At 56.9% G+C, this 21910-nt stretch carries 26 protein-coding genes and 1 tRNA gene; 8 read left to right on the top strand and 19 right to left on the bottom strand.

The genetic code is table 11. The features are described from left to right. Positions 1 to 23: 23 nt before the first annotated feature. The 5 genes from pheS to thrS form a co-directional block, all read right to left on the bottom strand. Positions 24 to 1040, bottom strand: a complete 1017-nt coding sequence (gene pheS, locus AD669_RS09420; protein ID WP_003226365.1) for a phenylalanine--tRNA ligase subunit alpha — start codon at positions 1038 to 1040, stop codon at positions 24 to 26. A 109-nt stretch (positions 1041 to 1149) separates the two neighbouring features. Next, positions 1150 to 1506, bottom strand: coding sequence for a 50S ribosomal protein L20 (rplT, locus tag AD669_RS09415; RefSeq protein ID WP_007913489.1), 357 nt, complete (start codon positions 1504 to 1506; stop codon positions 1150 to 1152). A gap of 28 nt (positions 1507 to 1534) precedes the next feature. Beyond that, on the bottom strand, positions 1535 to 1729 hold the full coding sequence (gene rpmI, locus AD669_RS09410) for a 50S ribosomal protein L35 (protein ID WP_002553160.1): 195 nt from the start codon (positions 1727 to 1729) through the stop codon (positions 1535 to 1537). A 60-nt stretch (positions 1730 to 1789) separates the two neighbouring features. Beyond that, the gene (gene infC, locus AD669_RS09405; RefSeq protein WP_170947229.1) at positions 1790 to 2341 is read right to left on the bottom strand and encodes a translation initiation factor IF-3; all 552 of its coding nucleotides are present in this window, start codon (positions 2339 to 2341) and stop codon (positions 1790 to 1792) included. Further along, positions 2341 to 4263: a threonine--tRNA ligase gene (gene thrS, locus AD669_RS09400; protein ID WP_007913488.1), complete on the bottom strand. Its 1923-nt coding sequence runs from the start codon at positions 4261 to 4263 to the stop codon at positions 2341 to 2343. The genes infC and thrS overlap by 1 nt, the downstream gene beginning before the upstream one ends. Before the next feature lie 372 nt (positions 4264 to 4635). On the opposite strand from thrS, the gene AD669_RS09395 reads away from it, so the two are divergent. Both AD669_RS09395 and AD669_RS09390 read left to right on the top strand, forming a co-directional pair. Beyond that, positions 4636 to 4938, top strand: coding sequence for a hypothetical protein (locus AD669_RS09395; RefSeq protein ID WP_053119002.1), 303 nt, complete (start codon positions 4636 to 4638; stop codon positions 4936 to 4938). A gap of 290 nt (positions 4939 to 5228) precedes the next feature. Next, entirely contained in the window at positions 5229 to 5441 is a 213-nt protein-coding gene (locus tag AD669_RS09390; protein ID WP_003179963.1) for a cold-shock protein, read from the top strand. A gap of 72 nt (positions 5442 to 5513) precedes the next feature. Here the strand turns inward: AD669_RS09390 and AD669_RS09385 are convergent, their stop codons facing one another. Together AD669_RS09385 and AD669_RS09380 are read right to left on the bottom strand one after the other, a co-directional pair. Further along, complete coding sequence (locus tag AD669_RS09385; RefSeq protein WP_053119000.1) at positions 5514 to 5831, bottom strand: I78 family peptidase inhibitor; 318 nt, start codon at positions 5829 to 5831, stop codon at positions 5514 to 5516. Positions 5832 to 5998: 167 nt separating this feature from the next. After that, the gene (locus AD669_RS09380; RefSeq protein ID WP_053118997.1) at positions 5999 to 6304 is read right to left on the bottom strand and encodes a hypothetical protein; all 306 of its coding nucleotides are present in this window, start codon (positions 6302 to 6304) and stop codon (positions 5999 to 6001) included. A 132-nt stretch (positions 6305 to 6436) separates the two neighbouring features. Here AD669_RS09380 and AD669_RS09375 point away from each other — a divergent pair, with 132 nt between their 5' ends. Beyond that, on the top strand, positions 6437 to 6643 hold the full coding sequence (locus AD669_RS09375) for a hypothetical protein (RefSeq protein WP_053118994.1): 207 nt from the start codon (positions 6437 to 6439) through the stop codon (positions 6641 to 6643). A gap of 33 nt (positions 6644 to 6676) precedes the next feature. Here AD669_RS09375 and AD669_RS09370 read toward each other — a convergent pair whose 3' ends face one another. The 8 genes from AD669_RS09370 to AD669_RS09335 form a co-directional block, all read right to left on the bottom strand. Then, positions 6677 to 7705, bottom strand: a complete 1029-nt coding sequence (locus AD669_RS09370; RefSeq protein ID WP_053118992.1) for a nucleoside hydrolase — start codon at positions 7703 to 7705, stop codon at positions 6677 to 6679. Between the two features lie 31 nt (positions 7706 to 7736). After that, positions 7737 to 8141 carry a D-ribose pyranase gene (gene rbsD / locus AD669_RS09365; RefSeq protein WP_053118990.1) on the bottom strand — a complete coding sequence of 135 codons (405 nt, stop codon included), beginning with the start codon at positions 8139 to 8141 and terminating at the stop codon, positions 7737 to 7739. Then, positions 8138 to 9055 (bottom strand): ribokinase, encoded by a 918-nt coding sequence (gene rbsK, locus AD669_RS09360; RefSeq protein ID WP_053118988.1) that lies wholly within the window; start codon positions 9053 to 9055, stop codon positions 8138 to 8140. Before rbsK ends, rbsD begins: the two co-directional genes overlap by 4 nt. Positions 9056 to 9079: 24 nt before the next feature. Next, positions 9080 to 10099: a LacI family DNA-binding transcriptional regulator gene (locus AD669_RS09355; RefSeq protein WP_053118986.1), complete on the bottom strand. Its 1020-nt coding sequence runs from the start codon at positions 10097 to 10099 to the stop codon at positions 9080 to 9082. A 9-nt stretch (positions 10100 to 10108) separates the two neighbouring features. Continuing rightward, the gene (locus AD669_RS09350) at positions 10109 to 11086 is read right to left on the bottom strand and encodes an ABC transporter permease (protein ID WP_053118984.1); all 978 of its coding nucleotides are present in this window, start codon (positions 11084 to 11086) and stop codon (positions 10109 to 10111) included. Further along, positions 11083 to 12636 (bottom strand): sugar ABC transporter ATP-binding protein, encoded by a 1554-nt coding sequence (locus tag AD669_RS09345; protein WP_053118982.1) that lies wholly within the window; start codon positions 12634 to 12636, stop codon positions 11083 to 11085. The genes AD669_RS09350 and AD669_RS09345 overlap by 4 nt, the downstream gene beginning before the upstream one ends. A 56-nt stretch (positions 12637 to 12692) precedes the next feature. Beyond that, a complete protein-coding gene (locus tag AD669_RS09340; RefSeq protein ID WP_053118980.1) occupies positions 12693 to 13649 on the bottom strand; it encodes a sugar ABC transporter substrate-binding protein in 957 nt (318 codons plus the stop codon). Positions 13650 to 13847: 198 nt separating this feature from the next. After that, on the bottom strand, positions 13848 to 14294 hold the full coding sequence (locus AD669_RS09335; RefSeq protein WP_053118978.1) for a hypothetical protein: 447 nt from the start codon (positions 14292 to 14294) through the stop codon (positions 13848 to 13850). A gap of 349 nt (positions 14295 to 14643) precedes the next feature. Between AD669_RS09335 and AD669_RS09330 the strand changes: the two genes are divergently transcribed. The 3 genes from AD669_RS09330 (at position 14644) to AD669_RS09320 (ending at position 16897) form a co-directional block, all read left to right on the top strand. Further along, entirely contained in the window at positions 14644 to 15732 is a 1089-nt protein-coding gene (locus AD669_RS09330; RefSeq protein WP_053118976.1) for an asparaginase, read from the top strand. A gap of 198 nt (positions 15733 to 15930) precedes the next feature. After that, positions 15931 to 16200 carry a DUF1654 domain-containing protein gene (locus AD669_RS09325; protein WP_371262368.1) on the top strand — a complete coding sequence of 90 codons (270 nt, stop codon included), beginning with the start codon at positions 15931 to 15933 and terminating at the stop codon, positions 16198 to 16200. A 4-nt stretch (positions 16201 to 16204) separates the two neighbouring features. Further along, positions 16205 to 16897: an endonuclease gene (locus tag AD669_RS09320; RefSeq protein ID WP_053118972.1), complete on the top strand. Its 693-nt coding sequence runs from the start codon at positions 16205 to 16207 to the stop codon at positions 16895 to 16897. Positions 16898 to 16950: 53 nt separating this feature from the next. Here the strand turns inward: AD669_RS09320 and AD669_RS09315 are convergent, their stop codons facing one another. Together AD669_RS09315 and AD669_RS09310 are read right to left on the bottom strand one after the other, a co-directional pair. Continuing rightward, the gene (locus tag AD669_RS09315; RefSeq protein ID WP_053118970.1) at positions 16951 to 17850 is read right to left on the bottom strand and encodes a siderophore-interacting protein; all 900 of its coding nucleotides are present in this window, start codon (positions 17848 to 17850) and stop codon (positions 16951 to 16953) included. An 86-nt stretch (positions 17851 to 17936) separates the two neighbouring features. After that, a complete protein-coding gene (locus AD669_RS09310; RefSeq protein ID WP_053118968.1) occupies positions 17937 to 18305 on the bottom strand; it encodes a sporulation protein in 369 nt (122 codons plus the stop codon). 250 nt (positions 18306 to 18555) lie between these two features. On the opposite strand from AD669_RS09310, the gene csrA reads away from it, so the two are divergent. Further along, on the top strand, positions 18556 to 18750 hold the full coding sequence (gene csrA, locus AD669_RS09305; protein WP_003179932.1) for a carbon storage regulator CsrA: 195 nt from the start codon (positions 18556 to 18558) through the stop codon (positions 18748 to 18750). A 220-nt stretch (positions 18751 to 18970) separates the two neighbouring features. Here csrA and AD669_RS09300 read toward each other — a convergent pair whose 3' ends face one another. Then, the gene (locus AD669_RS09300; protein WP_053118966.1) at positions 18971 to 19426 is read right to left on the bottom strand and encodes a DUF2214 family protein; all 456 of its coding nucleotides are present in this window, start codon (positions 19424 to 19426) and stop codon (positions 18971 to 18973) included. Between the two features lie 820 nt (positions 19427 to 20246). After that, positions 20247 to 20323 (bottom strand) — tRNA-Val (locus AD669_RS09295). A gap of 183 nt (positions 20324 to 20506) precedes the next feature. Between AD669_RS09295 and AD669_RS09290 the strand changes: the two genes are divergently transcribed. Continuing rightward, positions 20507 to 21790, top strand: a complete 1284-nt coding sequence (locus AD669_RS09290; protein WP_053118964.1) for an FAD-binding oxidoreductase — start codon at positions 20507 to 20509, stop codon at positions 21788 to 21790. Positions 21791 to 21910 lie beyond the last annotated feature (120 nt).

Genomic DNA, 21910 nt, shown 5'->3' with positions numbered 1-21910 from the left:
GCTCTCCTAAGAATTCGTTACGACTAGCGAAATTGCGCGAGGAACCGCAAGTCGTTGTCGAAGAACAGACGCAAGTCGTTCACGCCGTAACGGAGCATGGCCAGACGCTCGACGCCCATGCCGAAGGCAAAGCCGGAGAACTCTTCCGGATCGATGCCGGACATGCGCAGCACGTTCGGGTGAACCATGCCGCAGCCCATCACTTCCAGCCAGCCGGTCTGTTTGCAGACGCGGCAGCCTTTACCGCTGCACATCACGCATTCCATGTCGACTTCAGCGGATGGCTCGGTGAACGGGAAGTACGAAGGACGGAAACGTACGGCCAGTTCTTTCTCGAAGAACACCCGCAGGAATTCTTCGATGGTGCCTTTGAGATCGGCAAAATTGATGTCGCGATCAACCAGCAGGCCTTCGACCTGGTGGAACATCGGCGAGTGGGTGATATCGGAGTCGCTGCGATACACGCGGCCTGGGCAGACGATGCGAATCGGCGGCTGCTTCGATTCCATGGTGCGAACCTGTACCGGCGAGGTATGGGTGCGCAGCAACATGTTGGCGTTGAAATAGAAGGTGTCATGCATCGACCGGGCCGGGTGGTGGCCTGGGATGTTGAGCGCTTCAAAGTTGTGATAGTCGTCTTCGACCTCAGGGCCTTCGGCAATGCCGTAGCCGATGCGGGTGAAGAACTGTTCAACACGTTCCAGAGTGCGGGTAACCGGATGCAGACCACCGGAGGTCTGGCCACGGCCCGGCAATGTCACGTCAATGGATTCAGCGGACAGTTTGGCAGCCAGTTCGGCTTCTTCAAACAAGGCCATGCGCGCATTGAGAACGCCTGTTACACGTTCCTTGGCAACGTTGATCAGGGCGCCGACTTGCGGACGCTCCTCTGCCGGCAAATTCCCCAGGGTCTTCATCACCTGAGTCAATTCGCCCTTTTTGCCAAGGTATTGAACCCGGATTTGCTCCAGGGCATTGATATCTTCAGCGCTTTGCACAGCCTCTAGTGCTTGAGAGACCAGCGCATCCAGGTTTTCCATGTACAGACTCCAGATACAAAATAGGGGAAGAGCTTGAAGGCTCTTCCCCTATTTAAGACGTTTACCACCTAGCCCCACGGAAGTGAGGCCGGGTGATTGTCGGGGGTACTTAAGCCAAGGTGGCTTTAGCTTTCTCGACAATCGCAGCAAACACCGCTTTTTCGTTCACTGCCAGATCAGCCAGAACCTTACGGTCGATCTCGATGGACGCTTTTTTCAGGCCAGCGATGAAACGGCTGTAGGACAGACCGTTAACACGAGCACCAGCGTTGATACGAGCGATCCACAGAGCGCGGAACTGACGTTTTTTCTGACGACGGTCACGGTAGGCGTATTGGCCTGCCTTGATTACCGCTTGCTTGGCAACACGGAATACGCGCGAACGTGCACCGTAGTAGCCTTTAGCAAGTTTCAGAATTTTTTTGTGACGCTTACGGGCAATGACGCCACGCTTTACACGAGCCATGAGTTACTTCCTCTATTCTTGACTAAAATTAACGAAGGCGCAGCATGCGCTCGACTTTTGCCACGTCAGACGGATGCAGCAAGCTGCTACCGCGCAATTGACGCTTACGCTTGGTCGACATTTTAGTCAGGATGTGGCTCTTGAAAGCGTGCTTGTGCTTGATACCGTTAGCAGTTTTCAGAAACCGCTTAGCAGCACCACTTTTGGTTTTCATTTTTGGCATGTTCGGATACTCCGCATTCAGTTGATAAACATAATCAGAAGGCCTGCCGTGCCCTGTTGATTACTTCTTCTTTTTCGGGGCGATGACCATGATCAGCTGGCGTCCTTCCATCTTAGGATGCTGTTCGACCGAACCGTACTCGAGCAGGTCAGCTTCAACCCGCTTGAGGAGTTCCATCCCCAGCTCCTGGTGGGCCATCTCACGGCCGCGGAATCGCAAGGATACCTTGGCCCTGTCCCCATCACTCAGGAAACGTACCAGGTTGCGCAGTTTTACCTGGTAATCCCCTTCCTCCGTCCCTGGACGAAACTTGATTTCTTTAACCTGAATCTGCTTCTGGTTTTTCTTGGCCGCGGCAACCTGCTTCTTCTTCTCGAAGATCGATTTGCCGTAGTCCATCAGTTTGCAAACAGGGGGTACTGCATCGGCGGAAATTTCCACCAAATCCAGTTTGGCCTCTTCAGCCTTAAGAAGCGCGTCTTCAATTGACACAATCCCAAGCTGTTCACCTTCAGCCCCAATTAACCGAACCTCGCGTGCCGAGATATTCTCGTTGATCGGGGCTTTCGGTGCAGCTCGTTTATCTTGTCTCATTTCACGCTTAATAATAATTACTCCGAATCTGGGCGACCACGCCGGGAAACCGCTTGCGCGAGAAACTCAGCGAACTGGGCGACGGGCATCGAGCCCAGGTCAGCACCTTCACGAGTACGCACAGCGACAGTCTGCATCTCGACTTCCTTATCTCCGATTACCAAGAGATAGGGAACCTTGAGCAAAGTATGCTCGCGGATTTTAAAGCCGATCTTTTCATTTCTCAAGTCGGACTTGGCACGAAATCCGCTTTCGTTGAGAGTTTTTTCAACTTCTGCAACAAAATCTGCCTGTTTATCAGTGATATTCATGATCACCGCCTGGGTCGGCGCGAGCCACGCAGGGAATGCACCTTCATAGTGCTCGATCAAAATACCGACGAAACGCTCAAAGGAACCGAGGATCGCACGGTGCAACATCACTGGGTGTTTGCGGCTGTTGTCTTCGGAGACATATTCAGCGCCCAAACGGACAGGCAGGTTAAAATCGAGCTGCAAGGTACCACATTGCCAGACACGACCGAGGCAATCTTTTAGCGAAAACTCGATCTTAGGACCGTAGAACGCACCCTCACCCGGCTGCAGATCGTACGGGAGGCCCGCAGAATCAAGGGCTGCAGCCAATGCGGCCTCAGCGCGATCCCACAGCTCGTCGGAACCGACGCGTTTTTCCGGACGAGTGGACAGTTTCATTTCGACGTCGGTGAAGCCGAAGTCGCGATAAACGTCCATGGTCAGCTTGATGAATGCAGCGGATTCGGCTTGCATCTGCTCTTCGGTGCAGAAGATGTGGGCATCGTCCTGAGTGAACGCACGCACACGCATGATGCCGTGCAGCGCACCCGACGGCTCGTTACGGTGGCAGGCACCGAACTCTGCCAGACGCATCGGCAGCTCGCGGTAGCTCTTCAGGCCTTGGTTGAACACCTGCACGTGGCATGGGCAGTTCATCGGCTTGATGGCGTAGTCGCGGTTTTCCGACTGCGTGGTAAACATGTTGTCGGCGTAGTTGGCCCAGTGCCCGGATTTCTCCCAGAGGCTGCGGTCAACGACTTGAGGGGTTTTGATCTCAAGGTAGCCGTTGTCACGCTGGATCTTGCGCATGTACTGCTCGAGCACCTGGTACAGAGTCCAGCCGTTCGGGTGCCAGAACACCATGCCCGGGGATTCTTCCTGGGTGTGGAACAGGCCCAGACGCTTGCCGATCTTGCGGTGATCGCGTTTTTCAGCTTCTTCGATGCGCTGGATGTAAGCCGCCAGCTGCTTCTTGTCTGCCCAAGCGGTGCCGTAAACGCGCTGCAATTGCTCGTTCTTGGCGTCGCCACGCCAGTAGGCGCCCGACAACTTGGTCAATTTGAAGGATTTCAGGAAGCGAGTGTTCGGCACGTGCGGGCCGCGGCACATGTCGACGTATTCTTCGTGATAGTACAGACCCATGGCCTGTTCGTTCGGCATGTCCTCGACCAGACGCAGCTTGTAGTCTTCGCCGCGGGCCTTGAACACTTCGATCACTTCGGCGCGCGGAGTGACTTTCTTGATGACGTCGTAATCTTTCTCGATCAGCTGCTGCATGCGCTGTTCGATCGCAGCCATGTCGTCCGGAGTGAAAGGACGCTCGAAGGCGATGTCGTAATAGAAGCCTTCGTCGATGACCGGGCCGATCACCATTTTTGCAGTCGGGTACAGCTGCTTGACCGCATGCCCCACCAGGTGAGCGCAAGAGTGGCGAATGATCTCCAGCCCCTCTTCATCCTTTGGCGTAATGATTTGCAGGGTCGCGTCGCTGCTGATGATGTCGCTGGCGTCGACCAGTTGACCATTGACCTTGCCGGCCAGTGTGGCTTTGGCCAGGCCAGCACCAATGGATGCAGCGACCTCGGCTACGGAAACCGGGTGATCGAATGAACGTTGGCTGCCGTCGGGAAGAGTAATAGTTGGCATGGCGCCTCCTCTCCTAGTGGTGACCCCTACCAAAGGTCACGTGGGTTGGGATGAGCCAGTACAAGATCCGATCCAGGCCATTCAATGACGAACGCCTGCCTTACAGCGGCAGGAGCCTTGCGGCCAACCGGAAAACCGAACCAGAGTGACTGGGATTCAAATCAGAAATATTCGCACGTTGACCGCGTCCGGGACTGTAGGTCATCCGGCGCCTGAGAACGCTTGAGCCCGGCATGCTAGCACAGATGAGCGGTCACTTATGCCTCTGTTTGATCAGAAGGCAAATCGTCCGTTTTTATGCCAGAGTGCTGAACTTGATCGGCCTTTCAGCCCTCAGATAACAAGACATTGACCCACAAGGAGCATCCTCGCATGCGTCTGAATACCCTGTTCGCCGTCGTCGCCCCTATCGTTATGCTGCTGCCGTTGACTGCCCACGCCGATTGGCCAAAGGGCGAGCGCGAAAAGTACATGGCGCAGTGCACTCAGGCTGCGACCCAACAAATCGGTGCTGCCGCAGCGAAATCTCATTGTGCTTGCGGCGCTGACGCCATCAAGTCTTATCCGGCCAGCGACATTCAGGCGCTGATGGACAACAAGGCTCCTCCTGAATTGCAGCAGAAAGCGCTGGGCCAAATCGCCAAATGCAAGGCAAATACCCCGGCGAAAAAGTGATCAAAAAAGTCTTTTGAATCGGCTCAGCGCCTCTAAAAAGGGCTGAATTTGAGCCTTTTCGGAGGATTTATGCATGTTTTACAGGTTTTTTTATTGTCTTTACGTTCCGCGCAAACCCTTGTAAACCGGGGCTTTCAGCCGAAACAGGCAGTAAAGAAAACACGACTGATTGGCAAACAGCACGTCCGGGGGGCTACCAAAGCGAACATTTCGACTATGATACTCCGGTGTGCCCAGTTGGCCTGAGCAGCACAGCACTACTGAAAATATATGTTTCTTGGAGATACACCATGTCTAATCGCCAAACCGGCACCGTTAAATGGTTCAACGATGAAAAAGGCTTCGGCTTCATCACTCCTCAAGGTGGCGGTGACGACCTGTTCGTACACTTCAAAGCTATCGAATCCGACGGTTTCAAAAGCCTGAAAGAAGGCCAGACCGTCTCCTTCGTGGCTGAGAAAGGCCAAAAGGGTATGCAAGCTGCACAGGTTCGCCCAGAGTAATTTCTCGGCGCACTAAAAAAACCCCGTCCATGTGACGGGGTTTTTTATGCCTGCAACAAAAGCCTTGTGAAATCAGCCGCAGTTGACGCGGGTGATCACCAGGTTGTTGTCGGTGTTCAGGTTCAAGCGATCGGAACGGTACTCAAGCGTGATCATGTCGTTCGGCTTGAGGAAGCGGGCATTCTGCGCGCCTGCTTTGGTGCGGGCTTGCTCCAGCAGTTCCGGCGAGGCTTTCTTGCCGATGGTGAATTGCGCTGCCGAAGCATCACAGCGGCTGTGACCCGCTTCGGTCGCCACGGAATCCTTTGCCGACTTGCTGGAGGTCGTGCTGCAACCGGCCAACATGGCAGCGGCCATAAGTGCACCCAGTGTCGCGAACTTCAAAGGCATGAAGCCTCCTTATTTCTAAAAGTTAAGCTGAGATCGTGCGACCGCCATTCCGGCGTTTGGTTTCACGGCCGATGCCATCACCCTGCCCCACGATCGGAAAAACGCCGAGTGTGCCTGAGCGGCGTTCATGTCTTCATCAATCAATCGTGACTGAATATTAACGGCGCTCAATAGACGTCGATGTAGTCAAACGGCGGATTCGGCCAGTTGTCCTTGAGCGCGTTGAAAATCTGCATCACCCAGACCTCATCACTGGCCGCGACATTGCCCACATAGCCCGAGCCCTTGGCCCAGGTTTCGAGGCGAAACAACAGTCCGTCGATATTCTGCCCACCGGTAATGCCCGAAGAAAGGTAAGCGATGCCGCCCTTGGTTACGCGCAGTTGCGTGTGTTCGTCATCACTGGCTGAAGCGAGCAACTGGCGCACCGCGTCGAGCGTAAGGCCGTCAGGGGTATTCAAATCGATCTGCACAGCACGATCCTTGGAAAGCCGGAAAAGACCAAGTGTCGCATAGCGCTCCGCTCATGCCTAAGTCGCAGTGCCAAACGCCCGACAAAATGGTTAACTCGGCACACAGACTTCCCGACTTTTCGAGCGCACCTCATGACCACCATCAGCATCGACGCCGACATCAAAGCCAAATGGGCAGACGGACACAGCTCCTATAGTCCGGGGACGACGGAAGAATTGGCGCTGATTGGCATCGATCTATTGGTCAAAGAGTTGGGCACGGAAGCGGCCAAGCAATTCATCAAGCAGATTTTTGAGCGTTACCCGAGCGAACAGGTCGAGCACGCAGAGAAAGGGTAAACACCCGCAGGCTTGCACCTGCGGGCTTAAGACTTATTTCAAGCGCTTCAGGCGCTCGGTCAGCAAGTCGAAGAAGCCCTGAGCGTCACCGTTTTCAACCCAGAAGGCATTCTTCGGCGCTTTCAGGCCGTCATACCAGTCAACAACGGTCTGGCCGAAAGTCGGGCCTTCACGGCTATCAACCACGACATTCACCGAACGACCGGTGAACAGCTCAGGCTTGAGCAGGTAAGCGATGACGGTAGCGTCATGCACCGGGCCACCCGGGATGCCGTAATGCTCCATGTCGCCTTTGATGTACTCGTTGAGGATGTCGCCAACAATCTTGCTCGCATTGTTGTTGAGCGCAGCGATCTGCTTCAGGCGTGCGTCGCTGGTGAGGATCTTGTGGGTCACGTCCAGTGGCAGATAGGTCAGTTTCACGCCGCTTTTGAGTACCACTTCAGCCGCTTGCGGATCGGCAAACAGGTTGAATTCGGCCACCGGGGTGATATTGCCGCCATTGAAGTGCGCACCGCCCATGATCACCACTTCCTTGATGCCCTGCACAATCTCGGGCTCCTGGATCAGCGCCAGCGCCAGGTTGGTCTGCGGGCCGAGCATGGCGATGGTGATGCTGTGCGGCTTGGCGCTTTTCAGGGTATCGATCAAGTAGTTCACAGCATTGCCTTGCGCCAAGCCTTTTTTCGGCTCATGCACGGTGACACCCGACAGGCCTTCCTTGCCATGGATGTTTTCGGCGTAGATCGGCGTGCGCATCAGCGGCTTTGGCGCACCGGCGTAAACCGGCACATCCTCGCGCCCTGCCCACTCGCGAGCCAGACGTGCATTACGTGAGGTTTTGTCGAGACGCACGTTGCCGGCAACGGTGGTCAGCGCGCGAATGTTCAGTTCTTCTGGCGAGGCCAGTGCGAACAGCAAAGCGACCACGTCGTCAGCACCCGGGTCGGTGTCGATGATCAGGTCGATTTTTTCCGCCGCCTGAGCGCCGGTTGCAGTGATGACGGACAAAAGCAGCAGACTCCGGAGCAAGTGGTGCAGTTTCTGAGCATAGCGTTGCATGGCGCATTCCTTGTGCTGGTGAAATCAAAAGTTAGAAGGTGACCCCGGCGACCAGCACGATGTTGCAGTACGGCTGGCATTCGCCCGTACGAACAATCGCTCGCGCCTGTCGGCTAAGCACCTTGAATTGCTCATGACTGAGCAGATCGCGGCGCCCCAAAGCGCCCTCTTCGTTCAACGCGTCCAGCGTACTGAGCGCCGTCGGTTGCTTGTCGAAAATTTCTTTAGCCAGCGCATGGCTTTCCACCTGCATCTCGCTGAGCACGACTTTCAACGTGCTGACGAAATCCGGCACGCCATGGGTCAGCGCCAGATCGATCAGCTCGACACCCGGCGGCACCGGCAGCCCGGCGTCACCGATGACGACCATGTCGCCATGGCCCAGGGAGGCGATCAGTCGCGACAGGGCGACGTTGAGCAGAGGAGTCTTTTTCATGCGGGTTTAAACGCCTGTACGTCGGATTGGGTGGGAATGGACGGTTGCGCGCCAGCGCGAGTGACCGACAGCGCGGCGGCAATCTGCCCGTAGCGAATGGCTTCGGTCTCGGACTTGCCAGCGGCCAGCCCAGCGGCGAAACCACCGACAAAGGTGTCCCCCGCCGCCGTGGTGTCGACGGCTTTCACCTTCGGCGCCGGGAAATGCTCGAAGCTTTGACCGTTGGCGAACAGCGAACCTTGCGCGCCGAGGGTGATGATGACTTTGCCCGCACCCATGGCGATCAGGTGGCTGGCCGCTTTTTCTGCGGACTCCAGCGAGTCCACCGGCAATCCACTCAACGCGGTCGCTTCGCTTTCGTTGGGAATCAGGTAGTCAATGGCGGTGAACCAGTCAGCGGGCAGCGGGCGGCTAGCCGGTGCCGGATTGAGGATCACGGTTTTGCCGAGTGCGCGCGCACGCTTGAGCGCATGTCCAACGGTTGCGTCGGGAATTTCCAGCTGGCAGATGACCACCTCAGCCGCCTGCAGCACAGCGTCGAACTGGTCAATCACCGCTGGCGTCATCGCGCCATTGGCCCCGGCGACGATAACGATGGCGTTCTGACTGTTGTCATCGACCACAATCAACGCCACACCACTGGAATCCTCAACAACGCTTACGGCCTGGCAATCGATCTGCTCGGCCAGCAAGGCGTCGCGCAATTGCACGCCATAGTCATCGTTGCCCACGCAACCGACCATCGCCACCTGCGCGCCCAACCGGGCAGCAGCGACGGCCTGATTGGCACCCTTGCCGCCGGAAACCGTGGCGAAGGAATGACCGATCAGCGTTTCACCGCCGACGGGAAGGCGTGGCGCCCGGGTCACCAGATCCATGTTCAGGCTGCCTATTACCACTACATTTGCTGGCATACATCACTACTCGTCAATTCGGTTTCAGCGGTATTCGGTGAACACGCCGGACAGCGGCGCGGTCGATTCGCGCAGGACAATACTCGGGGTCACGATGCGTTGATCGGTGCCCAGATTCGGGGTGGCAATCCTTCGCAGCAGTACTTCCGCGGCCATCTCGCCCAGTTGCAGGATCGACTGGCCGACGGTGGTCAGCGCCGGGTACACGTAACGGCTCATCTGGATATCGTCGAAGCCGATCACCGACAACTCGCTCGGCACGCGCACGTTGCGCTCAGCCGCCGCACGCAACACGCCGATACCGATCATGTCGTTACCGGCGAAAATCGCGCTCGGCGGATTGCTTTCGAGCAGGATCGCCGCCGCGTTGTAGCCGCCGGTGCTGGTGAAATCGCTTTCCAGCATGCGTTCCTGCCGGACTTCGATACCGGCCTCTTTCAGCGCTCGGCAATAACCGGCCTGACGCATCTGCGCCACGCTGGTAGTCGCCGGCCCACCGATAGTGGCGATGTCGCGATGGCCCAGTTCCAACAGGTGGCGAGTCGCGAGGTAAGCGCCGTATTCGTGGTCGATGCGCACCAGATCGGCGTCGACACCGTCCAGTCCCCGATCGACGATGACCATCGGCGTTTTAACACCGGCCAAGCCTTGCGCCAGACCGCTGTCACCCCCGGCGGAGGCGACGATCAAACCGTCGATGCGTTTTTCCAGCAGCACGCGTAAATAACTGCGCTGCTTTTCCGGGTTGTCGTCGGAGTTGCAGAGGATCACGCAGTAGCCGTTACGCTCGCAATAATCCTCGATGCCCCGCGCCAGCTCGGCGAAGTACGGGTTGAGACTGTTCGGCACCAGCAGGCCGATGGTCGCAGTGGTTTTGGCTTTCAGTGAGCGCGCCACGGCACTCGGCACGTAGTCGAGGCTCTTGATCGCCGCCTCGACTTTCAGCCGCACTTCCTGGCTGACTGGCCGGGTTTTGTTCACCACATGGGACACGGTCGTGTAGGAAATTCCCGCGAGCGCCGCCACATCCTTGATCGTTGCCATAAGTCTTTCTCAGCCCCGTCGACTGGCGCGTTGACTGCGATAGGTGTCGAGCACCACAGCAATGACAATCACCGCACCGGTGATGATGCGCTTGGTCGGTTCACTCGCGCCAATCTGCGCCAGACCGGCCGCCAGCACCGAGATGATCAATACGCCAAAGAACGTGCTGATCACCGAACCGCGTCCGCCCATCAGGCTGGTGCCGCCGATGACCACGGCCGCAATCACTTGCAGCTCAAGGCCGGAACCGGCATTCGGATCCGCCGCTTCCAGACGCGAAATCTGAAACAGCGCCGCGATACCGGCCAGCAACCCCATCAGGCTGAACACCAGAATCTTGTACGGCTTCGGATTGATCCCGGCGAGGCGCACGGCCTCTTCGTTGGTGCCGATGCCGATCAGGTAGCGACCGAACACAGTGCGGGTCAACACCGCTTGAGCAATGATGATCACCAGCAAGGCGATGATGAACGACGGCGAGATACCGAACGCCACCGGATTCGACAGCCAGGCGAACGAGTCACCAATGTACGCGGTGCGCGAGCCGGTCATCTGATAGGCCAGACCCCGAGCCATTTCCAGCACACCGAGGGAGACGATGAACGACGGAATGCGCCAGGCCACGGTGATCGAACCGGTGACGGTACCGGCCAGTGCTGCCACTGCCATGCCGAGCAGCGCCGACGGCAACACACCCCAGCCCCAGCCGAGAATCGCCACGCTGACTGTCGACGCCGCCAGCGCCAGCACCGAACCCACTGAGAGGTCGATGCCGCCGATGATCAGCACGAACGTCATGCCGACCGCCAGCACCATCAAGTCCGGAATCTGGTTGGCCAACGTGCTGAAAGTGTTATAGGACAGAAAATGGCTGCTCAAGACCGAGAACAGCGCAATCATCGCCAGCAAGGCCCCGGCCAGGCCCAGATAAGTACCCAGACCGTAGAAATTGCCACTACGTTTGCTGGCAGGAGATGCAGTTTTCATGGGAGATCCCTAGGCGCCGCTTCGTTGAGCAACGCATCACGTTTTTGGTAGCCGGCGAATGCGGCGGCAAGCAAATCATCCTGAGTCCAGCTGTCACGCTCGAAGGTGTCGATCAGGCGCCCCGCCGACAGCACACCGATGCGATCGCAGATCAGCATTAACTCACGCAGATCGCTGGAGACCACCACCAGCGCTTTGCCCTGGCGAGTCAATTCGCCGAGCAATGCATAAATGTCGAATTTGGCGCCGACGTCGATGCCTCGGGTTGGCTCGTCGAACAGCAGTACCGAGCAATCACGCTCCAGCCAACGGCCGATCACGACCTTTTGCTGGTTGCCACCGGACAACTCTGAAACAAGCTGTGTCGGGCTCGAACTGCGGATGCGCATGGCGTCGATCTGACGCTTGGCCAAGGCGATTTCGTCGCTGTTATTGACGACACCGCCACTGGAAATTTCCGGCATGTTGCCCAGTGCGATGTTGGCGCTGATCGACTGACTGAGCAGCAGCCCTTCGCCCTTGCGATCTTCGGTGATCAGCGCGATACCGTTGCGCACGGCATCAACCGGCGAACGAATGCTGACTACTTTGGCGGGCGAACCGAGGGCGATGGTGCCGCTGTCGGCCAGATCCGCACCGAAGATCAGCCGCAGTAACTCCGTGCGCCCTGCCCCGATTAATCCGGAAATCCCGTAGATCTCGCCGGCGCGCACTTCGAAGGAAACGTCGCGAACCTTGTCGGAGCGAGTCAGGCCGGTGACCGTCAACGCTGGCGCGCCAATATTGCGCGCGCCCATATCAATATGCTCGCCCAGCTCGCGGCCGACCATCAGCGTGACCAGTTGCTCGCTGTTGTAATTGGCCATCGGCTCGACGCAGACCAGATTGCCGTCACGCAGCACGGCGATGCGCTGCGCCACACGGGCAAGCTCTTCGAGGCGATGGGAAATGTAGATGATCGAGACGCCGCGCGCTTGCAATCGGGTGATCTGCTCAAAGAGCATTTCGACTTCGCGCGCCGTCAGCATCGCGGTCGGCTCATCGAGAATCAGCACATGGCAATCGCCGATCAGGTTGCGGGCGATTTCAACCATCTGCTGATGGCCGATGCCCAGCTCGCCGACCAGTGTATCCGGATCGATCGCGTCGAGGCCGACTTGCGCCATGGCTTCGATCGCCGCTTTACGCAGTTGCTTGCGACTGATCCAGCCACCGTTGCTCGGCAAGTTGTCGAGAAACAGGTTCTCCGCCACCGACAAGGTCGGCAACAAATTGAGTTCTTGCATGACCATGCGCACGCCAAGCTCTTCGGCCTGAGTACGACTGCCCGGGCGATAGTCCTTGCCCTGAAACTGCATCTGGCCAGTGGTCGGAGTGACCAGTCCGCCAATGATTTTCGACAAGGTGCTTTTGCCGGCGCCATTCTCGCCGGTCAGCGCCAGCACTTCACCGCGCATCAGCGTCAACTCGATGCCGGTCAGCACCGGTTGCGCATAGGTCTTACCGATACCGCTGACCGAGAGGACAGCGTTCGGGGCGGAAACTGACATAAAAACTCTCCATGCGCTCGCCCGGACGGACGAGCGCCGTTGTGCCGCCAGAAGACTTACTTGGTGACCAGCTCGACCGGCGTTTCGATCACGCCATTCGGGCCGCTGTCGACTTTCTCGCCTTTGATGATTTTCAGCGCAGTCTCGATGCCGAATACAGCTTGTTTGGCAGCGAACTGGTCAGCAGTGGCGAGCACACGACCGTCCTTCAGCATCGGCTTGATCGCGTTGATGTTGTCGTAACCAACGACCTGCACCTGACCAGCCTTGCCGGCGGCACGTACGGCGGAAACGGCGCCAACGGCCATGCTGTCGTTACCGGCCAGCAGTGCTTTGACGTCGGGGTATTCGCTGAGGATCGAGGCGGCAACCTTGTTGCCCTTGTCGATTTCCCAGTCGCCGGATTGCAGCGAAACCACTTTGATCTGCGCCGCGTCCATCGCGTCCTTGAAGCCTGCGGTTCGTTGCTGGGCGTTGGTGGTCGTCGATACGCCTTCGATGATGCCGACTTCGTCACCGGCCTTGAGCTGCTTGGCCAGGTATTCGCCGACCAGACGCGCGCCTTTACGGTTGTCCGGGCCTACGAAAGGCACGCTGATGTTTTTGCTTTTGACGATGGCCGGATCAAGCTGATTGTCGATGTTGATCACGGTAATACCGGCGTCGACGGCTTTCTTGATCACCGGCACCATGGCCTTGGAGTCAGAAGGCGCGATCACCAATGCGTTGACCTTGGCGAGAATCATCTGCTCGACGATGCGCGTCTGGCCGGCGGTATCGGTTTCATCTTTGATGCCGTTGGAGATCAGGTCGAAATCGGCGGAGTGTTCTTTCTGGTAGGCCTTGGCGCCGTCTTCCATGGTCAGGAAGAATTCGTTGGCCAGGGATTTCATGACCAGTGCGACTTTAGGTTTTTCGACAGATTCGGCGAACGCCGAGGAGACAGGTAGCGCGGCGGCGGTGGCAGCCAGCATAGCGACAGCAAGAAGACGTCCAGCGAATGGCAGCTTCATGGGTTCACTCCGATCTTATGATTATTGTGAGCAAAGGTTGCGCTGGCGTAAGCTGCGTGGTCTTCCCTACAGGAGAAACCAGCCGACAAAGCCGCGCAAACGTTTGCGTAGACCGAACTATGCGAATCCCGCCGACATTTGTCAATAAACAGAAATCAGTATTTTGCGGCAGGGCAAGTCATCGGACTCGCCCTCTTCTCATGCCGTGGTATTGACCACGCTGCCGGTGCTCGAACCCTTGGCCATCTCTTTGACAAGGGTGCCCGCCACCTCCATAAGCGCTGCGTTGGTATCGGCGATCTGCCCCTGAATCGACATGACCGCGGTGGTCTTGGCTTCCGGAGTTGGATACTTCGCGGCTTGCGCGGCGGCTAGTTGCTGCTGCTGTTCCTGCAACTGCTTTTGCAGTTCCTGCATGCGCTTGAGCAGCAGTTTTATGGTGACGCTTTGATTGCCGCCGCTTTCAGCCTTGCTCTCTTCCTGCGCCGGCCCGCCGGTTCTCACCGTTTTGCTATCAGCCTCTTCCTTGCCCACTGCATTGGGTGACGCTTCTGCATCCGCTTTGGCCAGCGCATCGATCGTTGCCGCCGTTTTACCACCGATGGTGACCGCGCCGGGGTTGGCAAAACCGACTGTCAGTGACATGTGAAACTCCTGAAAAAATGGATTCCTTGAACAGGCATCGGCCTGCCTGACGCTTTCTTTAATAAGACGCTGGAAACGTCGGACTCCCGACAGGCAATCAACATCGCCATGCTTTTCGGTGAGCCGAACATAAAAGCCCGTTCTGTTCGGAAAGCCGGATATGCACTTGATTACGACACGCTATCGATCGAATAAATCCTGATATAAATCATGAACTTAAACATTTTTCTCGAGCAGAGTACGAATGGTACAGATCCTGCTCCCTACCCTGCACCCCGGCATCCAGATCGGCTGGGGCGCATCTAGATGAACCTGCATCAGCACCGTCTCACTACTAGAGAGAAAAATAATGAAATCTGCTTTCAACACTTTGTTTCCGGGCGCTTTGGCCCTCCTCATGCTCCTGCCCACAGCCCTTCAGGCAAAAGAAGTCGAAACCCAGACCAAACTCGCCAACGTTGTGGTGCTTGCCACGGGCGGCACCATTGCCGGTGCGGGTGCCAGCGCCGCCAACAGCGCGACGTATCAGGCGGCTAAGGTCGGCGTCGAGCAACTGATCGCCGGCATTCCGGAGCTGAGCAAACTGGCGAACGTGCGTGGCGAACAAGTCATGCAGATCGCCTCCGAAAGCATCACCAACGACAACCTGCTGCAACTCGGTCGTCGTGTCGCCGAACTGGCTGACAGCAAAGACGTCGACGGCATCGTCATCACCCACGGTACCGACACCCTCGAAGAAACCGCGTACTTTCTGAACCTGGTCGAGAAGACTGACAAGCCGATCATCGTTGTCGGTTCGATGCGCCCAGGCACCGCCATGTCCGCCGACGGCATGCTCAACCTGTACAACGCCGTGGCCGTGGCCAGCAGCAAAGACGCGCGCGGCAAAGGCGTACTGGTGACCATGAACGACGAGATCCAGTCGGGTCGCGACGTCAGCAAAATGATCAACATCAAGACCGAAGCATTCAAAAGCGCCTGGGGCCCGCTGGGCATGGTCGTTGAAGGCAAATCCTACTGGTTCCGCTTGCCTGCCAAGCGCCACACCATGGATTCGGAATTCGACATCAAGAACATCAAGAGCCTGCCTGACGTAGAAATCGCCTATTCCTACGGCAACGTAAGCGATACAGCCTACAAAGCCCTGGCCCAATCCGGCGCCAAAGCAATCATCCATGCCGGCACCGGCAACGGTTCGGTGTCTTCCCGCGTGGTGCCAGCCCTGCAAGAGCTGCGCAAGGAAGGCGTGCAAATCATTCGTTCGTCCCACGTCAACGCCGGCGGTTTTGTTCTGCGCAACGCCGAACAGCCTGACGACAAGTACGACTGGGTGGTTGCTCACGACCTGAACCCACAGAAAGCCCGCATCCTGGCGATGGTCGCGTTGACTAAAACCAACGACAGCAAAGAGCTGCAACGGATGTTCTGGGAATACTGATTGACCTTCGCCCGGTCTTCTCTTGATCGGGCACACTTCACACCACTCGTTTACCGGGCGAGTGGTGTGACGCTTACGACCCTTCTGCATTTTTCCTACAAAAAAATCGACTCGCCTCACATTAAAATCAAAAAACCGCTGTCAGAGGATTTTCTTGAATTTTAAGCAGTTGCGAAAATGCCTACAGTTAAATACTGTATGCACGTACAGCTTAATAAGGATAACCTCGTGGCCACCTCCCCTGATGCTCCTGACGCCTTTGAACGCATGGGTATGCGCGTTCAAAAGATCATCAATTCCCCTACCGCACAAAAAGCCAAAGCCGCACTGATCTTCCGTCTGCCGGACGAGCCGATGGATGACTGGGAGCGTTTGCTTGAGGAAATCGACGAGAACGACAACGTTACCCTCGCCTATCGCGACGATGGTGGCGTGCAGATTTTTTGGGTTGTGCCGAAGGAAGATTGATTCAATGAGTGTCCGCTGTTTTGTTTTGCTGTTGTTGTCGTTCATCGCTTTTGGCGCACAGGCCGGAGCGCCACGCACGTTTTCTGAAGCCAAGAAGGCTGCGTGGAAGCTCTACGCGCCACAGTCCACGGAGTTTTATTGCGGGTGCAAGTACTCCGGCAACAAAGTGGATTTGAAGGCCTGCGGTTATGTGCCGCGCAAGAACGCCAAGCGTGCGTCGCGCATCGAATGGGAACACATCGTCCCGGCCTGGCAGATTGGCCATCAGCGCCAATGCTGGCAGGACGGGGGTCGCAAGAATTGCACACGCTACGATCCGACCTACCAGAAGGCCGAAGCCGATTTGCACAACCTGGTGCCGAGCATTGGCGAGGTCAACGGCGACCGCAGCAACTTCAGCTACGGCTGGCTGCCGGTGCAATCCGGTCAATACGGTTCGTGCCTGACCCAGGTTGATTTCAAAGCGAAGAAAGTCATGCCCCGCCCTTCCATTCGCGGCATGATCGCCCGCACCTATTTCTATATGAGCAAGCAATACGGCTTACGCATTTCGAAACAGGATCGGCAATTGTATGAAGCGTGGGACAAGACTTACCCGGTGCAAGACTGGGAGCGTCAACGCAATCAAAGCGTGGCGTGCGTGATGGGGCGCGGCAATGAGTTTGTCGGCCCGGTGAACATGAAAGCCTGCGGTTGATCGAACACGCAAAAGAAAGGCCTCGAACGTGATGTTCAAGGCCTTTTTTGTGGCTAGCTGCCGGCCTTGTTGTAGCGCCAGTAACCCATCAGATTGAGCGACTCGCGCGGGATGCCACAGTCTTTGATCAAGTACCTGCGCAAGCTCATCACTGCCGCGCTTTCTCCAGCGATCCAGCCGTAAAAACCTTCGGCGGCGGTTTCGGCGATTTCCCAGAGTATTTCTTTGTCGATATCGACGTCGGCGAGCTCAACAGCCTGGCCGACGGTTGAAGTGTTGATGGGTGTAATGGCTGTTTTTACTGCCTCTACCATCAACGTGCCGGCGGTGGTTTTCTCGCGGATCAGCCACTGCACTGTCAGCCCCGGCCAATCGGGAACTGGCAGCATGTCCTGAGCGCTGTCGACTTCAAAGAACGCTTGAGTCTGGGGCGGAGCGGCTTTCGCGGCCAACAAATCAAGAATGCCCATGGCAGCCGGCAACGCGGTGCCGTCGGCGACCAGCAGAACCTGATTGAGGACTTGCGGCGGCTTCCATTCGAAGCCCCCGGCGTCATTCGCCGAGAAGCGCCGGTCGGGCGCAAGGATCTGCATCGAATCCCCCGGTTGCGCACGAAGCGCCCAACGCGAGGCCGGGCCGGTTTCGCCGTGCAGGACGAAATCGATATCCACTTCGCCTTGTTCGGCGCGCAAATGGCGAATGGTGTAAGTGCGCATCGCCGGACGTCGATCGACGATCATGGCCTTGAAGCGCGCGTACCAGCCTTCGCCTTGAGCCAGTCTGGCCGGCGAACCATCGGCCGCAGGGAAAAACAGTTTTACCCGTTGATCCGGCGCCCAGGTGGCCATGTCGTTGACCGAGGGATGGGCCAGGGTGATCCGCATCATGTGCGGGCTCAGTTGGGTTTTGCGTTGCAGGGTGACATCGAACAGCTTGTAGGGGTTGGAGGCCATGCGGAGCTCCTTTGGGAAATCGTGACTGACTCGTATAAGACGAGCCTGATCCGATGACCTTTAGGGCGCTCCGCTGAAAGGCAGGCTTACGGCGTGATCGGGTGCTCGATCACCACCGATTCAATATTTTGTTTCTTGGCTTTTACCAATGCCGCATCCACTTCTACTTTTCGCGCTTCGGCGTCGGCTTGCGAGTTGAACGGGCCGATCAGAATGCGCGGTTTGCCGCTGCTGTCTTTGATCACCGTCGGGATGAAAGCGTGCTCGATCAACCAGCCGCTCAGGTCGCTGACAGCCTGCGGGGTTTCGCCGCGCACTTCGAGATCCCATTGCGGTGCAGCCGCCGCTGCTGGCGCCGTCACTGCTGCCGTTTGTGGTTTCGGTGCCTCAACGTTTTTGCCTTCACCACACCCGGCCAATACCAGTGCCGCGACCATCCAGACCAATTTGCGCACAACGCTTTCCTCGAAATTCTCAAAGGCGCGATCTTAACATTCAAAAATACTTCGCGAGCCCCGCAAAATGGGCACAAAACAACGAGAATGATGATTGCAGCCTCTGTATAGTTACGCCCTGGGAATTAATGCCGCATCTGCGCGTCAGAAAGAGGCACCCAAACTGTGAGACTTCGCACTAATCTATACGTACCACCGACCTCTGCACTGTCTGAATCAGGTGCCCTACAAAGCAATCAAGGAGAAGACCATGCTGATACTCACCCGCAAAGTCGGTGAAAGCATAAACATTGGTGATGACATTACGATCACCATTCTGGGCGTAAGCGGCCAACAGGTTCGCATCGGCATCAACGCTCCAAAGAACGTTGCCGTACACCGTGAAGAGATCTATCAGCGCATTCAAGCTGGCCTGACCGCACCGGACAAGCCACAAACGCCCTGAGCCTCACAGCAGTCAGTAGCCAGTTAGCTTGCCCGAACGCAATGACTGGCTAAAGATTCATGCGCCGTCCTGCCATCCACCCCCACTTCGTTGGCCACGGCGCTTGATATGCTTTCCCGCCCCGCTTGATCCACCCTGCCCTCTGTTGAATCCGATACTACCCGCCAATCTTAAGGCTGGATGTCGGACGTTTCCGAGAGAGCACGGGGAATCCGCTCTCCTAGCCGAACGTCACCCCTCGCGCCATTCCTGTTGCGGCGACAACCATCAGCACCAGCAATAGCGCTTCAGCGTGACTGATTCGTGCATAGATTTTTGCCCGCCCGGTATCAATCGGCTTGCCCTTTGCCAAAGCGATCCGCCATTTGATCAACGTAATCATCGGCGCGAGCTCCATCAGCAGAATCAGCACAAACAACGTCATCTTCAGATGGAACAGCGGCTGATGCAGGTAATAGTCGGTGCCTTTTTCATACCCACCGAAGGCCCGCATCCCGCCGGTGATCAGCAGGATCAACGCAGAGACACCCCATAGATTGTCAGCGAGCAAAACCCGCTTCACCTCTCCGGTTCCGGCAGCGAGTCGACTGAACGCCGTCCCGCGCGTCAGTACCGCCCAGAAGCCCAGGGCAAACGCCAGTAGATGAACCGCTGCAAGAAACCAGTGAACCAGCATCGAGACACTCCCATGAACAAGAGTAGAAAATCGGCCAGTCAGTAGTAGTCGAAAAAGTAGGGGTTTGCTCGCGCAGGTACGTGGGACTTGTTACGTCCTTGCGCAAGAAGAACGGAGAAGCCAAATCGCAGGCAAAAAAAATCCCAAGCAGCTGATGGAAGCTTGGGATTTAAAAATGCATAAACCGTGGTGGTGAACGCGGGGCGAATGTTACTGAAATTCACAGTCTGTAACAAGGTGTTTTTGATAACCGGTTGGTTAAATAAAACCGTAACCCATTCAATATACGAATTATTTTTCATGCCATCGGCGACGAACGGTGATCGCTTACCAAGGATTGGTTCGAATTTATAGATTCACAACTCGACCAGTTTTTACGAGCAACCCCGGAGCAGATTCCTTGGAAAGGTCGACTGCATTCGACTTAATCACTTTCCACGCCGAACAACTCACTCAGGCAGAAAAAATGAATTACCTGATTCGGCATTCGGTCAAGAATTGTGAACGCAGTAAATCTGACGAGGTGCAGTAATGACTATCGAAGCAGAGACACTCGTACAACTGACCGAAGCGCTCCAGGAACGCGGCATGACTCTGGTATCAGACGTTGCATTCATCCGAGCGCCCTACCGGCATAACCATCGCTGGGTTTGCAGCGTAGAGTAAATAATCGACTGGATCTGTCTGTGGCAGCAGTCAGGATTGGCGAAGATCCTCGCTCCAAAACGGGCTTTGCAAAAGTTTTGCAAATCGCAGACAACAAAAAAGGGCCCACCTTTCGGTGAGCCCTTCTAGACCGCCCAGCAGAGCGGATTTTGTTTGGTAGGCGCGATTGGACTCGAACCAACGACCCCCACCATGTCAAGGTGGTGCTCTAACCAACTGAGCTACGTGCCTGCTGTGAGGCGGCATTCTACGGAATTCCGGAGGGGTGTCAACACCTTTTTTTCACCTAACCCTATGAATATGCAAAATATTTAATTTCGAGTCGGCGACGAGGATTTTCCGGTGGCTGGCGGAGGTTTTTCAACTCGGGTAGGATCGATGCACTCGTAAAATATATTAAACAGAGGCTGCAGGATGGCGAACACCCCTTACCCAGAGTCCTATTACGCTGCGTCGGCCAATGCCGTACCGCCCCGCCCTGTTTTGCAGGATGACGTGGAGACGGACGTCTGTGTGATCGGCGCCGGGTATACCGGGCTGTCCTCGGCGTTGTTTCTGCTGGAGAACGGTTTTCGCGTGACGGTGCTGGAGGCGGCCAAGGTTGGTTTCGGCGCGTCGGGGCGCAATGGCGGGCAGATCGTTAACAGTTATAGCCGCGACATTGATGTGATCGAGCGCAGCGTCGGGCCGAAGCAGGCACAACTGCTCGGGCAGATGGCGTTTGAAGGTGGGCGGATCATTCGTGAGCGTGTGGCCAAGTACAACATTCAGTGCGACTTGAAGGACGGCGGCGTGTTTGCCGCGCTGACTGCCAAGCAGATGGGTCATCTGGAATCGCAGAAGCGCCTGTGGGAGCGCTTTGGCCATACGCAGCTTGAACTGCTGGATCAGCGCCGCATCCGCGAAGTGGTGGCGTGTGATCAATATGTCGGCGGCATGCTCGACATGAGCGGCGGGCACATTCATCCGCTGAACCTGGCGCTGGGTGAAGCGGCCGCTGTGGAGTCGTTGGGCGGCAGCATTTATGAGCAATCGCCCGCTGTGCGTATCGAGCGCGGCGCTAACCCGGTCGTGCATACGCCGCAGGGCAAGGTGAGGGCCAAGTTCATCATCGTCGCGGGCAATGCCTACCTCGGCAATCTGGTGCCGGAGCTGGCAGCGAAATCGATGCCGTGTGGCACGCAGGTGATCACCACCGAGCCGCTGGGTGATGAACTGGCGAAAGCGCTGTTGCCGCAGGATTACTGCGTCGAAGACTGCAATTATCTGCTCGACTATTACCGACTGACCGGCGACAAGCGTCTGATCTTCGGCGGCGGCGTTGTTTACGGCGCCCGGGATCCGGCGAACATCGAGGCGATCATCCGTCCGAAAATGCTCAAGGCGTTTCCGCAGCTCAAGGATGTGAAGATTGATTACGCCTGGACAGGAAATTTCCTGCTGACCTTGTCGCGTTTACCGCAGGTTGGGCGGCTGGGTGACAACATCTATTACTCGCAGGGCTGCAGCGGTCATGGCGTGACGTACACGCATCTGGCGGGCAAGGTGTTGGCTGAGGCATTGCGCGGTCAGGCTGAGCGTTTTGATGCGTTTGCGGATTTGCCGCATTACCCGTTCCCGGGCGGGCAGATGTTGCGCACGCCGTTTGCGGCGTTGGGGGCTTGGTATTACGGGTTGCGGGATAAGTACGGTTTTTAAATTCGAGCTATGGAAACCCTGTGGTGAGGGGATTTATCCCCGATGGGTCGCGCAGCGGCCCCAAAAAATGGGACTGCTACGCAGTCCATCGGGGCGGTGCGACGTTTCGCTAAATCCCCT

Origin of the sequence: Pseudomonas sp. P1.31 (assembly GCF_001269815.1) — a bacterium.
Lineage (GTDB): Bacteria > Pseudomonadota > Gammaproteobacteria > Pseudomonadales > Pseudomonadaceae > Aquipseudomonas > Aquipseudomonas rustica.
This window is presented reverse-complemented; position numbering and strand designations above follow the sequence as displayed.